This window comes from Microbacterium sp. LTA6 (assembly GCF_045690355.1).
Lineage (GTDB): Bacteria > Actinomycetota > Actinomycetes > Actinomycetales > Microbacteriaceae > Microbacterium.
The window spans coordinates 3698633-3714223 of record NZ_CP147855.1 but is presented as its reverse complement, the minus strand read 5'-3'; the positions used below and the strand labels follow the sequence as shown (position 1 = coordinate 3714223).

The following is a 15591-nucleotide window of genomic DNA, read 5'->3' as shown; positions in this document are numbered from 1 at the left end:
GCCGAACTCGACAAGGAGACAGGATGCTGAACGCTCTTGTCACATCCGCAGCGGAAGAGGCGGCTCACAACCCGCTAATTCCCGAGTGGTACGACATCATCTGGTCGGGCGTCTGCTTCGTCATCATCCTGGGCGTGGTGTGGAAGGTCGCACTGCCCAAGATGTACGCGCTGCTCGACGCGCGGTCCGCCGCTATCGAGGGCAACATCGCCAAGGCCGACGAGGCGCAGAAGCAGGCGGAGGCGGCACTCGAGGAGTACACGCGTCAGCTTGCTGAGGCGCGCACCGAGGCCGGTGAGATCCGCGAAGCCGCCCGTGAGGACGGCAAGAAGATCGTCACCGAGGCGAAGGATGCGGCGTCGAGCGAAGCCGCTCGCATCACCGCGACCGCACACACGCAGATCGAGGCAGAGCGCCAGGCCGCTCTCGTCTCGCTCCGCTCCGAGGTGGGCACGCTCGCGATCGACCTCGCCGGTGGCGTGGTCGGAGAGACCCTCTCCGACGACGCACGTGCAACGGCCGTCGTCGACCGCTTCCTCGCCGACCTCGAAGCATCCGAGAAGGCGGCTCAGTAATGGGCAGCGCGACCGCTCAGGCACTCGCGGCATCCACTCAGGCACTTGCCGCAGCGTCCGGCGTCACGCTCGACACCGCGCGGGAGCTCTTCGCCGCCGCACGTGCCGTGGGCGAGTCGTCCCACCTGAGCGGCGCGCTCGCCGACCCCGCGGCTCCGGTCGCGGCGAGACAGAACGTCGTCGCAGCGGTGTTCGGCGGGTACTCGGCGAACACGAGGGACGTCCTCAAGGTCGCCGTCGCTGAGCGCTGGTCGAACGCCGACCAGCTCATCGACGGCATCGAGGAGCTCGCAATCCGGGCAGCGGCGATCGCCGACGCGAACGCGGACATCGAGGGCGACCTGTTCGCCTTCACCCGTGTGATCGCGGCGAACGCCGAGCTCGAGCTCGCGCTCGGCGGACGGCTCGGGGGAGAGGACGCCAAGGGCGCTCTCGTCGATCGACTGCTCGCGAACGGCGCCAGCGCCCCAGCGGCACTGATCGTCGCCTCGCTGGTCCGCCAGCCCCGTGGACGCCGCGTGCGCCAGCTGCTGAGCCGGGCGATGAACATCGTCTCCAGCCAGCGCGGCCGCGTTGTGGCCACGGTGCACAGTGCGAAAGCGCTCACCGCAGCCCAGCAGACCCGTCTGAGCGACGCTCTCTCGCGTCGCTACGACGGCCGGGTGTCGCTCAACGTGGTCATCGACCCGACCGTCGTCGGAGGCCTGCGCGTGCAGATCGCCGATGACGTCATCGACGGCAGCATCGCCGCACGTCTCGCCGATCTTCGCCAGAAGCTCGCGGGCTAACACGATTTTCGCGCGGGGAACCGCGCAGACTCTCTAATACAAAGGGAAGACAATGGCAGAACTATCGATCAGCCCCGACGTCATCCGTGACGCGCTGAAGGACTTCGCCGCTGCGTACGAGCCCTCCGGGGCCGCGGCGACCGAGGTCGGCACCGTCATCGACGCGGCAGACGGCATCGCGCACGTCGAAGGACTGCCCGGTGTGATGGCGAACGAGCTCGTCACCTTCGGCGACGGCACCAAGGGACTCGCGCTGAGCCTTGACGAGCACCAGATCGGCGTCGTCGTCCTCGGCGACTTCAAGGGCGTCGAGGCCGGCCAGAAGGTCACCCGCACCGGCGAGGTCCTCTCGGTGCCGGTCGGCGACGGCTACCTCGGCCGGGTGGTCGACCCGCTCGGCAACCCGATCGACGGCCTCGGCTCCATCGAGACCGAGGGCATTCGTGCGCTCGAGCTCCAGGCGCCCGGCGTCATGCAGCGCAAGTCCGTGCACGAGCCGATGCAGACCGGCATCAAGGCCATCGACGCCATGATCCCCGTCGGCCGCGGTCAGCGTCAGCTGATCATCGGCGACCGCCAGACCGGCAAGACGGCCATCGCGATCGACACGATCATCAACCAGAAGGACAACTGGGAGTCGGGCGACGTCAACAAGCAGGTCCGCTGCATCTACGTCGCGATCGGTCAGAAGGGCTCCACCATCGCTTCGGTGAAGGGTGCGCTCGAAGAGGCCGGCGCCCTGGAGTACACCACGATCGTGGCTGCTCCCGCATCAGACCCCGCCGGCTTCAAGTACCTCGCCCCCTACACGGGTTCGGCGATCGGTCAGCACTGGATGTACGGCGGCAAGCACGTCCTCATCATCTTCGACGACCTGTCGAAGCAGGCAGAGGCCTACCGCGCCGTTTCGCTGCTCCTGCGTCGTCCGCCGGGCCGCGAGGCTTACCCGGGTGACGTGTTCTACCTGCACTCCCGTCTGCTGGAGCGTTGCGCGAAGCTGTCCGACGAGCTCGGTGCGGGCTCGATGACGGGTCTCCCGATCATCGAGACCAAGGCGAACGACGTCTCGGCATACATCCCGACCAACGTGATCTCGATCACCGACGGCCAGATCTTCCTGCAGTCCGACCTCTTCAACGCCAACCAGCGTCCCGCGGTCGACGTGGGTATCTCGGTCTCGCGCGTCGGTGGTGACGCTCAGGTCAAGTCGATCAAGAAGGTCTCCGGAACGTTGAAGCTGGAGCTCGCGCAGTACCGCTCGCTCGAGGCCTTCGCGATGTTCGCCTCCGACCTCGATGCGGCTTCGCGTCGTCAGCTGTCGCGCGGTGCGCGTCTGACCGAGCTTCTCAAGCAGCCGCAGTACTCGCCGTACCCGGTCGAGGAGCAGGTCGTCTCGATCTGGGCCGGAACCAACGGCAAGCTCGACACGATCGAGGTCGAAGACGTTCTGCGCTTCGAGCGGGAGCTGCTCGACCACCTGCGTCGCAACAGCAAGGTGCTCGAGACGCTGCGTGAGACCAACGTCCTCGACGACGACACGGTCGCGGAGCTCACGAAGCAGACGGATGCCTTCATCCTGGAGTTCCAGGGTGGCAAGGGACACGCCATCGGCGCCCCGGGTCACGAGGAGTTTGCGGCTGCGGAGGACGTCAACCAGGAGAAGATCGTCAAGGGTCGTCGCGCGTAATCGCGTGAGGTACTGAAAACATGGGCGCTCAACTCAGGGTCTACAAGCAGAAGATCTCTTCTGCCCAGACGACCAAGAAGATCACGAAGGCGATGGAACTCATCGCGGCTTCGCGCATTCAGAAGGCGATGGCACGCGTCAAAGCGTCCACCCCCTTCGCGCGAGCCGTGACGCGTGCCGTATCCGCCGTCGCGACCCACTCGAACGTGGATCACCCGCTCACCCGCGAGCCGGAGAACATCAGCCGCTCTGCGGTTGTCATCTTCTCGTCGGATCGCGGTCTCGCCGGTGCGTTCAACTCGCAGATCCTCCGTGAGGGTCTCGAGGTCGCCGAGCTCTTGCGCGAGCAGGGCAAGGAGCCGGTGTTCTACCTCATCGGACGCAAGGCGGTCGGATACTTCCAGTTCCGTCGCATCGCAGCGGCCGCGCAGTGGACCGGCGACACCGACACCCCCTCGTTCCACACGGCGGAGGAGATCGCGCACACGCTGCTCGACGCCTTCTCCCGCGGTGGCGACGGCGGCGGAGTCGACGAGATCCACCTCGTGTACAACCGTTTCGTCAGCATGATGACGCAGACGCCGGAGTCCGTGCGCCTGCTTCCGCTGGAGATCACGGAGGCCGACGACTCGGAGGCGGGCAGCACTGTCTACCCGCTGTACGAGTTCGAGCCGGATGCCGAGACCGTGCTGGACGCGATCCTGCCGGTGTACATCCAGAGCCGCGTGTTCAACGCCCTCCTGCAGTCGTCCGCCGCGAAGCAGGCAGCGACGCAGAAGGCGATGAAGTCCGCCAGCGACAACGCCGACAAGCTCATCACCGACTACACCCGCCTGCGCAACAACGCGCGCCAGGCTGAGATCACGCAGCAGATCGCGGAGATCGTCGGCGGCGCCGACGCACTCTCATCGAGCAAATAGAACCTCAGGAAAGAGACGAGAAATGACCCCCACCGCTACGGCTGACAAGCCCGCGACCGCGGTCGTCGGGCGCGTCGCACGCGTCAACGGTCCGGTTGTCGACATCGAGTTCCCGCACGACTCGATCCCCGAAATCTACAACGCGCTGAAGACCACGATCACGATCGGCGAAGAGTCGACCGAGATCACGCTCGAGGTCGCACAGCACCTCGGCGACGACCTGGTCCGCGCCATTGCTCTGAAGCCGACCGACGGCATCGTCCGCGGCCAGGAGGTGCGCGACACCGGCGAGGCCATCTCGGTCCCCGTCGGCGACGTCACCAAGGGCAAGGTCTTCAACGTGATCGGCGAGGTCCTCAACGGCGAGCCCGGTGAGGTCCTCGAGGTCACCGAGCGCTGGCCGATCCACCGCAAGGCGCCGAACTTCGACCAGCTCGAGTCCAAGACTCAGATGTTCGAGACCGGCATCAAGTCGATCGACCTTCTCACCCCGTATGTGCTGGGTGGAAAGATCGGTCTGTTCGGTGGCGCCGGTGTCGGCAAGACCGTCCTCATCCAGGAGATGATCCAGCGCGTCGCGCAGGACCACGGTGGTGTGTCGGTGTTCGCCGGTGTCGGCGAGCGCACCCGTGAGGGCAACGACCTCATCCACGAGATGGAAGAGGCGGGCGTCTTCGACAAGACCGCCCTGGTGTTCGGCCAGATGGACGAGCCGCCGGGAACGCGTCTGCGCGTGGCCCTCTCGGCTCTGACGATGGCGGAGTACTTCCGCGACGTGCAGAAGCAGGACGTGCTGCTCTTCATCGACAACATCTTCCGCTTCACGCAGGCCGGTTCCGAGGTCTCCACGCTGCTAGGTCGCATGCCCTCCGCCGTGGGTTACCAGCCGAACCTCGCCGACGAGATGGGCGTCCTCCAGGAGCGCATCACGTCGACCCGTGGTCACTCGATCACCTCGCTGCAGGCGATCTACGTGCCGGCCGACGACTACACCGACCCGGCTCCGGCGACCACGTTCGCTCACCTCGACGCCACCACCGAGCTTTCGCGTGAGATCGCGTCGAAGGGTCTGTACCCGGCGATCGACCCGCTGACCTCGACGTCGCGCATCATGGACCCCCGCTACTTGGGCGAGGACCACTACCGCGTGGCCACGACGGTCAAGCAGATCCTCCAGAAGAACAAGGAACTGCAGGAGATCATCGCCATCCTCGGTGTCGACGAGCTCTCTGAAGAGGACAAGATCGTCGTGTCGCGTGCACGTCGCATCCAGCAGTTCCTCTCGCAGAACACCTACATGGCCAAGAAGTTCACGGGTGTCGAGGGTTCGACCGTCCCTCTGAAGGAGACGATCGAGTCCTTCGACGCGATCACTCGCGGTGACTTCGACCACGTCGCCGAGCAGGCCTTCTTCAACGTCGGTGGCATTGCCGACGTCGAAGAGAAGTGGGCTCAGATCCAGAAGGAGAACGGCTGATCATGGCACTGCATGTCAGCCTCGTCTCCGCAGACGCGGAGGTCTGGACGGGAGAAGCGACCCTCGTGGTCGCGAAGACCGTCGAGGGCGAAATCGGCTTCATGACCGGTCACGAGCCGGTGCTGGCCATCCTCGCCGAGGGACAAGTCCGGATCACGCAGGCCGACGGCACCAAGGTGCTCGCGAACGCGCAGGACGGATTCCTCTCCATGGAGGGCAGCAACCTGACGATCGTCGCCGGCAACGCGGCTCTCATCGCCTAGCAACGAATCGATTCCGAAGCGCAAGGATCCGAAGGGTCCTTGCGCTTCGGCGTCCCCGTGAGGAAAAACGCATGAAGATCCTGCTGCCGCCGTCGGAGACCAAGCGGGCCGGGGGAGCCGGCGCGGCGATCGAGCTGGGCTCTCTGCCTTTGCCCGATCTCCTCGACAAGCGCAGAGCAGTCGCCGATGCCCTCGTCGATCTCGCGGCAGACGAGGTCGCGGCGCGTCGCGTGCTCAAACTTAGCGAGCGTCAACTCGGTGACATCACCCACAATCGGATGCTGCGATCCTCGGCGACGATGCCGGCCGCCGACCGGTACACGGGCGTCCTCTTCGACGCGCTGGATGCCGCGACTCTCTCCGCCGCATCGCGACGCTGGCTGGGTGCGCATGTGTGGATCCACTCCGCTCCGTTCGGGCCGGTGGGCGCCCTCGATGCGATTCCGTCGTACCGGCTCGCCGCAGGAACCTCGCTGCCGGGAGTCGCGGCGTTGCGCCGGCATTGGGCCGATGCGACGACCGCAGCCATCGCGCGCGAACAGCCCGCCTTCGTGCTGGATCTGCGCAGTGAGGCCTACGTCGCGCTCGGTCCGATCCCGGCATCCGTCCCCGCTGCCTACGTGCGCGTCGTCACCGACGACGGGGGCACCGCGCGCGCGCTCAACCACTTCAACAAGAAGGCCAAGGGACAACTCGTGCGCGCTCTGGCCGAAGCCCGTCCTCGACTGCGATCGCTCCGCGCCCTGCGCACGTGGACGGCAGAACAGGGGATCGCGCTGCGCCCGACCGACGATCGTGGAGTGCTCGAGCTCGTCGTCGCCGACTGACCGGCAAAACAGATGGGGATTTCTCTCCGCGTGTGTGATTGCCCGGTCACAGCGACCCCGCTAGTGTGGTGACGCGAAGCCCCGTTGTTTCGCGGAAGAACGCGCACTGCGTTCCTCAGACAAAGGAATGTGAGACTCATGTACCAAGACGACGCGTCAGTCTACGCGGCGCTTGCCGGCGTATATTTCGTACTCTTCCTCTTCGCGATCGTGTTCTACGTCATCGCGTCCATCTTCATGATGAAGATCTTCGAGAAAGCAGGTGTTCAGGGCAAGTGGCGCGCCTGGGTGCCCGTGTACAACACCCTGATCTTCGCGAAGCTCGGCGACATCTCGCCCTGGGTCGTCTTGATCCTGTTCGGTGTCTCGTTCATCCCGTTCCTGAACTTCCTGACCGGTATCGGTCTCGCGATCGTGATGGCCCTCGCGGCCTGGCGCGTCGGCCTGAAGCTGCAGAAGGACGCCGTCTGGGTGGTTCTGTACGTGCTCCTCAGCATCGTCTGGCTCGGCATCAACGCGTTCGACAAGTCGCGTTGGAACTCGAACATCGCACCCGCGCCGTGGGCCGGTAACAGCTTCATGGCCGATTCGACCGTGTGGCAGGGCATTCCGGTTCAGTCGTCTGCTGCGGCCGCTCCTCAGGGTTACGGTGCAGCGCCTCAGGGCTACGCGCCGCCGGCCCCTCAGGGTTACGCACCTCCCGCTCAGCCTGGCTACGCACCGCCCGTCGCACCGTCCGCTCCGGCGACGTCTGCTCCGAGCGTCCCGCCGGTTCCGCCGACCACGCCGCCGGCTCCTCCGGCTGCACCGCCGGCACCTCCCGCCGCACCGCCGGTGAACCCCACGCCGCCCCCGGCCTGACAATCTGTGAGAGAGCCCTCGACTTCGGTCGGGGGCTCTCTTCTTTCTGTGCAGAGCCTGTCGCGCCGACGGAGTGGATCGCTGGGATAACGTGGACGGCATGGTGATGTCGCAGCGCCGCGTAGGCGCATCCGGTCTTCTCGTCTCGCCCACGGGCCTCGGCTGCAACAACTTCGGACGTGCGGGTACCGCGACCGAGACCCTTGACGGCACTCGCGAGGTCATCGATGCCGCGATCGCGAACGGGATCACGTTCCTCGACACCGCCGATATGTACGGCGCGGTCGCCGGAACCAGCGAAACGCTGATGGGACAGGCCCTGGAGGGACGTCGCGATCGCATCGTGCTGGCCACGAAGTTCGGGCACGAGCGCGACATGGGCTATGACTTCCCGGCGGGACGAGGCTCCCGCCGCTACGTCCGCCGCGCGGTGGAGGAGTCGCTGCGTCGCCTGCGGACCGATTGGATCGACCTCTACCAGCTGCATCTGCCCGATTTCGAGACGCCGATCGCCGAGACGATCGATGCTCTCGATGAGCTGGTGAAAGAAGGGAAGATCCGCTACTACGGACACTCGAACTTCACCGGATGGCAGATAGCCGAGGCGGAATTCACGGCCAGAGAGCGCTCCACCGGCCGATTCATCTCGGCACAGAACCACTACTCGCTGCTCGCCCGCGCCGCAGAGCGCGACGTGCTCCCCGCCGCCGAGCGGTACGGGCTCGGTTTCTTCCCCTACTTCCCGCTGCACAACGGGCTCCTCACCGGCAAGTTCACACGCGACGGGGGACCGGCATCGAGTCGGATCATGTCCACGCGTCGGCACGTCTGGGAGAACGCACCCTGGGACGCACTCGAAGAATCCCGCGGGTTCTGCGCTGAGCGCGACATCACCATGCTGCAGGCGGCGTTCGGCTGGCTGCTGGCGCAACCTGCGGTGTCCAGCGTGATCGCAGGGGCGACCTCGGCCGCCCAGGTGGAGGCGAATGCGGCAGCGGGCACGGCCTGGCAACCGGATGAAACGGACCTCGCGGTCATCGACGGACTCTTCCCGCTTCCTGAAGATCCGGGAGCCCGGGTATGAGGGCGGATGCGGAGTTCTACTACGATGTGTGAGTATCCTGCGCTCTCCCGAATGACCGCAGGGATTTCGGAGGATGCACGTGGCTGAGACGACAACCCAGACGCGCAATCTCATGGTCGCGGACCATGAGATGCGGCTCTCCTGGGCAGGCGTCACCGATCAGGGTCGTCGTCGGGACTCGAACCAGGATGCCTACCTCGCCGAGTTCCCGCTCTTCATCGTCGCTGACGGCATGGGCGGTCACGCCGGCGGCGAGATCGCCAGCCGAAGCGCGATCGGTCGTCTGCAGACGGTGGTCTCCGATGGTCTCGTCAGTCGCGCCGCGATCGAGCGTGCCCTGGAACTCGCAGTCGGCGACATCGCCGACCACCCGGAGACGACCGACGAGGGTACGGGAACGACGTTGACCGGGGTGTTCCTCGATCTCGATGCCGACCTGCCGCACTGGGTGTCGTTGAACATCGGGGACTCCCGCGTCTACCTCCTTCGCGACGACCGCCTGCTTCAGGTCACCACGGATCATTCCGTGGTGCAGGAACTCATCGCCGCGGGCAAGATCAGCCCGGAAGAAGCCGAGGGGCACCCGTACAGCAACGTCATCACGCGTGCCGTCGGGGCGAGCGAACTGACGGCCCCCGACTACATCACCCTCGATGTGCGCGCCGGCGATCGCTTCGTGATCTGCTCGGACGGTCTCACCAAGGAGCTCACGGACTACGGCATCCAGCACTTCCTGCGGGAGAACGCCGATCCCGCCGATGCCGTCGATGCGATGCTGGTCGCGGCTCTCGAGAACGGTGGTCGGGACAACGTGACGCTCATCATCGTGCAGACGACCGAAGAAACCGCTGACTCCTCCTCCACAGACGCAGAAACCGTCGAATAGCGGCCGGGCCCTGTGGACAGGGCGGATACTGCTTCTCCGCTGATGTCCAATGGTGGGCATGGATTCGCTGCCCATCGCACTTCCGTCCCCGCCGGTTCCGGCCAGGCGCCCGCCGGTGCCGATCCTCGCTGCCGTGGTGCCCATCGCCGGTGGCGTCGCGCTCTGGCTGATCACCGGGTCGTTGTTCGCGCTCTGCTTCGCGGCACTCGGCCCCCTGATGCTCGCGGCATCCCTGCTCGACGGCGCGCGCAGCCGACGACGTGATCGTCGCCGTGCCGAAGACGAGGCGGCGCGGGCGTGGAACCGCGCGGAGGCGGAGCTCGAGGAGCGGCAGCTCGAGGAGCGGGAACGGCTCCGGCACCGGCATCCGGATGCGGCAACCTGTCTCGTCCATCCGCCGCTGCGGGGCGCACAGGCACCGGATGCGGGCACCGAGCTCGTCGTCGGTCAGGGCGTCATCTCGAGCGGCGTTCGCACCGCCGGGGGAGACGGGGACCGGGTGCGCGAATTCCAGGCGCGCAGCGGCGCATTGAGCGATGCACCGATCACGGTGCCGCTCGGCGGAGGCGTGGCGTTGCGCGGCACCGAACCGGTCGTCGCGGCAGCGGCCCGTGCATTGGTGACACAACTGTGTCTGCGCTTCAGCCCGGCGCAGCTCACGCTCGTCGGCGATCTCGATCGACGGGGTCTCGGCGGTTTCCCCCACGTGCGCGGCGCGCGCCGGGGTGCATTGCGGGCCGGTGTCGCGAGTCCAGGCGCACCGAGGCTCGACGCGGATGCGGTGTTCTGGCTTCTCGCGCCCGATGCTGAAGTTCCCGAGGGCGTGACGACGGTGATCGACTGTGTCGAGCCGCAGCGCGCATTGCTGCGGACCACGCAGGGGGTGCAGGACCTTGCGATCGAATGCCTCTCGTTCGCGCAGGTGGAGATCATCGCAGGGGAGTGCTCCGCACGAGTCGAGGACGTCGACGTAGTGCCGGATGCCGTGTCGCTGCGAGACCTCGACCAGCCGCACTTCACGGTCGGCCTCCCCGCTGTCATCGGGAAGGGAGAGCGAAGAGAGATCCTGCTGGACATCGTCGAAGACGGTCCGCATGCGATCGTGACCGGAACGACCGGCACCGGAAAGAGCGAATTGCTGGTCACCTGGGTGACGGCGATCGCGGCGAGTCATGGACCAGATGAGGTGACTTTCGTCCTCGCCGACTTCAAAGGCGGCACGGCGTTCGAGCCGCTGCGTGAACTCCCGCAGGTCGCGGCGGTGATCACGGATCTGGATGAGTCGGGTGCGCGAAGGGGCGTGTCCAGCCTCACCGCGGAGTTGCGCCGCCGCGAAGCCGTCCTGGCCGCCGCGGGCGCCCGCGACATCCGCGAAGTGGAGATGCCGCGGCTGGTGATCGTCGTCGACGAGTTCGCGGCTCTCCTGCAGGAGCATCCAGACCTGGGAGCAGTGTTCACCGATGTCGCGGCGCGCGGACGAGCTCTCGGCATGCACTTGATCCTCGGCACCCAGCGTGCGGCGGGTGTGATCAGAGAGGCGCTTGCGGCGAACTGCCCGCTGCGGCTGAGCCTGCGGGTCGGTGACGCCGCCGACAGCAGGCTCGTTCTCGGGACGGATGCCGCGGCCGAACTGCCGGGCGGACCGGCGTCCAGGGGCCTCGCGTTCGCCCGCCGTCCGCAGGATATGGATCCGGTGGCGCTGCGCGTGGCGCTCACCGGAGCGGCCGACCTGCGCGCCGTCGGAATGCGCTGGTCCGGCACGGGAGCACCGCGAAGCCCGTGGCTGCCGCCACTGCCGCGCCTGCTGCCGCTCGCTGAGCTCACGTCCGATGCGCCGCCCGTCGGGGACGTGCTGATCCTCGGTCGCGCCGACGAGCCGAATCGACAGGCACAGCCGCTGGAGCTGCTGCGGCTCGGCATCGATCGCGGTGTCGCGATCCTCGGTGGCCCGGGCGCGGGGAAGTCCGCCGCGATACGCGCACTCGCGGCCCAGCATCCGGATGCGCTGCTGGTGTCCGCAGACCCGGAGCAGGCGTGGGATCTCGTTGCCGAACTGGCCGAGCGTGCACCGAGGGCCGGGTCCCTGGTGCTCTGCGACGACATCGACCGACAGCTCGCCGGCCTGCCGCTGGATCATGCGCACGTGATGGCGCAGCGTTGGGAGCAGATTCTTCGCACCGGTTCGGGCGCCACGGTGGTGCTCACTGCTGCGCGCTCGGCGGGGGCGGTGGCTCGACTGGTCGAAGCCCTCCCGTCGAGGGCGCTGTTGCGGATGTCCAGCAGAGTGGAGCACCTGGCGGCAGGTGGCGAGGCCCTGGGGTACGAACGGGACAGGGCCCCGGGGCGTGCACGCATCGGGGATCGGGAGGTGCAATTCGCCTGGGTCGACGATCAGACGGGCCCGACGGTCGTGCACGTTGATTCCCCGGCACAGGCGGGTGACCACTGGGTACCAGAGGCGGTGATCACCGGGATCGTCAGTCCCGGCGCCGATGCCGTGATCACGGCGCTGCAGAATGCGTATCCCTGGTGTGACGTGATCTTCGCGACGAGCGACGTCCAGCGGGCGTCGAAACCGTTGATCGTCGTGGGCGATGCCGATACCTGGCAGCGCTGCTGGGCGGTCTGGCAGCGAGTCCGGATCGAGGGAGAGGTGCTCGTGCGCGCGGAGTGCCCTGTCGAGTTGCGGCAGCTCGCCGGCGTGCGAGAACTGCCTCCGTACGCTCGCACGCACGCAGGGCGAGCGTGGTCGCTCAGAAACGCGCAGGCCCCGCGGCGTGTGATCGTGCCGGCGTTCGCGCCGTCGATCGCGCCGAGATGAGGCGGAACGGTGGGATCAGATCCCGGCGCCGGGGCGAATGACACCCACCGGGCGGCCACCGCCGAGCACGTCGAGCGACAAAGACGCGGACAGCTTCGAGACGTCGGCATCGCTGAGCGCACCGGCACGGGCGAGCAGCGTGGCCGCGACCACCGTCGACGCGCGAGCGGCGCCGTCGAGCATCTTGAGGGCGACTGTGGTCCCGTTGGGAGCGACCATCACCATGAAGCCCTCTGCGCCACCCTTGGCGAAGACACCGAGGGTCTCGATCGCGATCGTGTCCGGGCGCTCCGGACCCTCGATCGTCCAGGGATGCTCGCGGACGGCGCGCACCAGAGAGCCGGCCACACGGTGCAGGGCGAACGGAGAGCGGTCCGATGCGCTGCCGATGCGGTGGATCGCGCGTGCGACACCGGTCAACGTGAGCGCGTACACCGGGGCGCCGCATCCGTCGATCGCCGTGTGCGCGACCTTCTCGCCCGCCAGACGTTCGATGACCTCGCGGATGTGGGCCTGCAGCGGGTGCGCGGGGTCGAGGTAGCCTTCGGTCGGCCAGCCGGTTGCGACACAGGCGCGCAGCATCGACGCGTGCTTGCCGGAACAGTTCATCCGGATGCGAGAGGGCGCGCCGTGCTCGCGAACCATCTCGTCGCGGGTGGCGGTGTCGCTGGGCCACGCCAGAGGGCAGCCGAGGTCGTCCTCGGTGAGGCCACCTGCGGTGAGGATGTCGCGCACGACGGCGGCGTGGCGGTTCGTGCCGGTGTGGCTCGCGGTGGAGATGGCGAGCTGCTCGCCTTCGAGCACCGCGCCGGCGGTGACGCAGGCGACGGCCTGCAGAGGCTTCAGGCTCGAACGGGGGAGCACCAGGGCTTCGGTGTTGCCGTAGCGCGCGACGACCTCTCCGTCCGCCGAGAGCACGACAGCGGCGCCGACATGACGGGACTCGATGAACCCGCTCCGTTCGACGACGGCGAGTTCCACGGCATCCTGAACGGTCAGAGTCTCCATCACGGCTCCAAGCCTAGCTGGCAGACTGTTTCCATGGCTGAGCAGACTTCCCCCCGCCCCCTCGGAGAGCACCACTACGAACTCACCGCCACCTGGACCGGCAACCTCGGCAGCGGCACCTCCGGCTATCGGGACTATCGGCGTGACGTGACCCTCGACGTCGCAGGTAAGCCCGGCATCCTCGCCTCCTCCGACAAGCCGTTCCGGGGCGACACCGCGCGCTGGAATCCGGAGGATCTGCTGCTGGCCTCGCTCTCGGAGTGCCACCTGTTGTCGTATCTGCACGCCTGCGTCACGGCGGGGGTCGTCGTGCTGTCCTACACCGACAGGGCGACGGGCGTGATGCGCGAGAACGGGGCGGGCGGGGGAGCCTTCGTCGAGGTGATGCTGCATCCCGAAGTCGTCGTCGCCGAGGTATCCATGATCGAGGCGGCGGAACGTGCGCATGCACAGGCGAACGAGTGGTGCTTCATCGCGAACTCCGTCAACTTCCCGGTCCGCCACCAGGCGACCGTGACGGCGCCGAGCTGAAAGGTCAGCGGCGCTCGTGCGGCAGGGCCTGTTTGATCTTCTCGATCGCGCCCTGGGCCGGTGCCTCGTTGTACGCTCCGGCGAGCTCCTGACCGGACAGCCCGTGAATCGCGGCCATGATCTGGTCGGTGGCGAGGCGTCGCGCCTTGCCGCTCGTCGCGGGGCCATGCGGTGACAGATCCAGCGGCTGACCGAAACGAACGGTGATCCGCTCGGACATCGAGGGCATCTTCGCTCCGACGGGCATCACCTTGTCGGTGCCGATGAGTCCGACCGGCACCACCGGAGCGCCGGTCTGGAGGGCGAGGAATGCGACGCCGGTGCGGCCCTTGTACAGACGCCCGTCCGTGGATCGGGTTCCCTCGGGATACAGTGCGACGGCAAGACCGTCCTCGAGCAGCTGGCGCTGCAGATCGAGCGCATCCAAGGCCGCTTGCCCCGCACCCCGGCGCACGGGGATCGCGCCGATGGATTCGAAGAACGTCTTGCTCAGGGCGCCCTTGAAGCCGGTGCCCTCGAAGTAGCTCGACTTGGCCAGGAAGTGCACGGGCCGGGGAGCGGCGACCGGAATGGCGATGGAGTCAATGAACGAGAGGTGGTTGCTCGCGAAGATGACCGGTCCCGTCAGCGGGACGTTATCCTTGCCCTCGACCCGAGGCCGGTAGATGAGGCGGGCCAGCGGGCTGATCAGGCTGCGTCCGAGTGCGTAGGTGAACCCTGCGTGTCGCGGTTTCGTCGTCTCTTCGGGCGACTTCTCGGGCTCCACGGACTGCTCAGAGGTCATCAGAGCAGATTACCCCCGCATCCATGCCTGCGTGGGAATGAAGAAACGCGCCGCGCCTCCCAGCGGGGGCAAAGGGGGATGCGAGAAGATGGTGTCTCCCGCCCGCGATCCCGAGGTCTCACTGTGCGCAAGCGTCCGCTCATCGTCCTGTCCACCGTCGCCGCAGCGACCCTCTTGCTGGCCGGCTGCGCCGGTGGCGCCGCCCCGGAGAGCACGAAAACGCCGGAGCCGGAGAGTGCGTGCTCGGTGGACGTCAAGTCCGGAGCCACCTCGGATGCCGTCGTCTTCGACGGTGAGGGAGCCGACCTCAAGGTCACGGTCCCCGCAGACGCGCCGTTCGCCGGCGTCGAGCGGACGGTGGTCACAAAGGGCGACGGTGACGACGTCACCGCCGGAGACCTCGTGTCGGTGCGCTACCAGATCGTCGACGCGTCGACGGGTAACGTCCTCGATTCCTCCGCTCGCGGCGAAGACGGACTCCTGCCGATCCTGTTGGATCCCAGCCAGTCCTCGCTGTTCATCGCGGCTCTGGAGTGCAACCCCCTGGGCTCCCAAATTGCTCTCGCTGTGCCCAGCAGTGCACTCGGCGAGGGCTCGCCCAACATCGTCGTCTCTGCAGAGGCCATCGAAGAGCTTCCGACCGTCGCGACCGGCAAGCCGGTGGAGCCCACTGCGGGCATGCCGACCGTGAAGCTGGACGACGACGGTGCCCCCACCATCACGATTCCCGACGGCGATGCGCCGGCCGAGACCGAGGTCGCGCTGCTCAAGGAAGGCGACGGCCCGGTCGTCGGCGCCGGCGATCTCGTTGTGGTGCAGTACCGCGGCGTGAAGTGGTCGAATGGCGAGGAGTTCGACTCCAGTTGGGGTCGCGACGCGACGCCCACCCAGTTCCAGACGTCGGGTGTGGTGCCCGGCTTCCGGATGGCGCTCGAAGGTCAGAAGGTCGGCTCGCAGGTGGTTGTCGTGATGCCCCCGAAGGACGGCTACGGCGCGAGCGCGGGTCACGAGCTCGAGAAGGAGAGCCTCGTCTTCGTCGTCGACATCCTCGCCACCACCGCGGCTCCGCAGTAGCCAAT

Annotated in this window: 15 protein-coding genes; 13 read left to right on the top strand and 2 right to left on the bottom strand. The window is 67.2% G+C overall.

All coding sequences use genetic code 11. The features are described 5' to 3' along the window. Positions 1-23: 23 nt before the first annotated feature. From LTA6_RS17775 to LTA6_RS17725, 11 genes are all read left to right on the top strand, one after another. On the top strand, positions 24-575 hold the full coding sequence (locus tag LTA6_RS17775; protein ID WP_341975187.1) for a F0F1 ATP synthase subunit B: 552 nt from the start codon (positions 24-26) through the stop codon (positions 573-575). Then, on the top strand, positions 575-1363 hold the full coding sequence (locus LTA6_RS17770) for a F0F1 ATP synthase subunit delta (protein WP_407358336.1): 789 nt from the start codon (positions 575-577) through the stop codon (positions 1361-1363). Before LTA6_RS17775 ends, LTA6_RS17770 begins: the two co-directional genes overlap by 1 nt. 52 nt (positions 1364-1415) lie before the next feature. Next, positions 1416-3050 carry a F0F1 ATP synthase subunit alpha gene (gene atpA / locus LTA6_RS17765; RefSeq protein ID WP_407358335.1) on the top strand — a complete coding sequence of 545 codons (1635 nt, stop codon included), beginning with the start codon at positions 1416-1418 and terminating at the stop codon, positions 3048-3050. Between the two features lie 20 nt (positions 3051-3070). Beyond that, entirely contained in the window at positions 3071-3970 is a 900-nt protein-coding gene (locus LTA6_RS17760) for a F0F1 ATP synthase subunit gamma (RefSeq protein ID WP_341975184.1), read from the top strand. Positions 3971-3992: 22 nt separating this feature from the next. Further along, a complete protein-coding gene (gene atpD / locus LTA6_RS17755) occupies positions 3993-5447 on the top strand; it encodes a F0F1 ATP synthase subunit beta (RefSeq protein WP_341975183.1) in 1455 nt (484 codons plus the stop codon). A gap of 2 nt (positions 5448-5449) precedes the next feature. Further along, positions 5450-5710, top strand: coding sequence for a F0F1 ATP synthase subunit epsilon (locus LTA6_RS17750; protein WP_341975182.1), 261 nt, complete (start codon positions 5450-5452; stop codon positions 5708-5710). 71 nt (positions 5711-5781) lie between these two features. Beyond that, positions 5782-6537, top strand: a complete 756-nt coding sequence (locus LTA6_RS17745) for a YaaA family protein (protein ID WP_407358334.1) — start codon at positions 5782-5784, stop codon at positions 6535-6537. 138 nt (positions 6538-6675) lie between these two features. Then, a complete protein-coding gene (locus LTA6_RS17740; RefSeq protein WP_341975179.1) occupies positions 6676-7398 on the top strand; it encodes a large exoprotein in 723 nt (240 codons plus the stop codon). Between the two features lie 100 nt (positions 7399-7498). Beyond that, positions 7499-8482 carry an aldo/keto reductase gene (locus LTA6_RS17735; RefSeq protein ID WP_407359298.1) on the top strand — a complete coding sequence of 328 codons (984 nt, stop codon included), beginning with the start codon at positions 7499-7501 and terminating at the stop codon, positions 8480-8482. Positions 8483-8561: 79 nt separating this feature from the next. Continuing rightward, entirely contained in the window at positions 8562-9368 is an 807-nt protein-coding gene (locus tag LTA6_RS17730) for a protein phosphatase 2C domain-containing protein (protein WP_341975177.1), read from the top strand. Between the two features lie 58 nt (positions 9369-9426). Further along, complete coding sequence (locus tag LTA6_RS17725; RefSeq protein WP_341975176.1) at positions 9427-12189, top strand: FtsK/SpoIIIE domain-containing protein; 2763 nt, start codon at positions 9427-9429, stop codon at positions 12187-12189. Between the two features lie 15 nt (positions 12190-12204). Here LTA6_RS17725 and LTA6_RS17720 read toward each other — a convergent pair whose 3' ends face one another. After that, complete coding sequence (locus LTA6_RS17720) at positions 12205-13197, bottom strand: asparaginase (RefSeq protein ID WP_341978458.1); 993 nt, start codon at positions 13195-13197, stop codon at positions 12205-12207. 33 nt (positions 13198-13230) lie between these two features. Between LTA6_RS17720 and LTA6_RS17715 the strand changes: the two genes are divergently transcribed. Further along, entirely contained in the window at positions 13231-13728 is a 498-nt protein-coding gene (locus LTA6_RS17715; protein ID WP_341975175.1) for an OsmC family protein, read from the top strand. Between the two features lie 4 nt (positions 13729-13732). Here LTA6_RS17715 and LTA6_RS17710 read toward each other — a convergent pair whose 3' ends face one another. Further along, positions 13733-14512, bottom strand: a complete 780-nt coding sequence (locus tag LTA6_RS17710) for a lysophospholipid acyltransferase family protein (protein ID WP_341975174.1) — start codon at positions 14510-14512, stop codon at positions 13733-13735. Between the two features lie 123 nt (positions 14513-14635). Here LTA6_RS17710 and LTA6_RS17705 point away from each other — a divergent pair, with 123 nt between their 5' ends. After that, positions 14636-15586, top strand: a complete 951-nt coding sequence (locus LTA6_RS17705; RefSeq protein ID WP_341975173.1) for an FKBP-type peptidyl-prolyl cis-trans isomerase — start codon at positions 14636-14638, stop codon at positions 15584-15586. Positions 15587-15591: the final 5 nt, after the last annotated feature.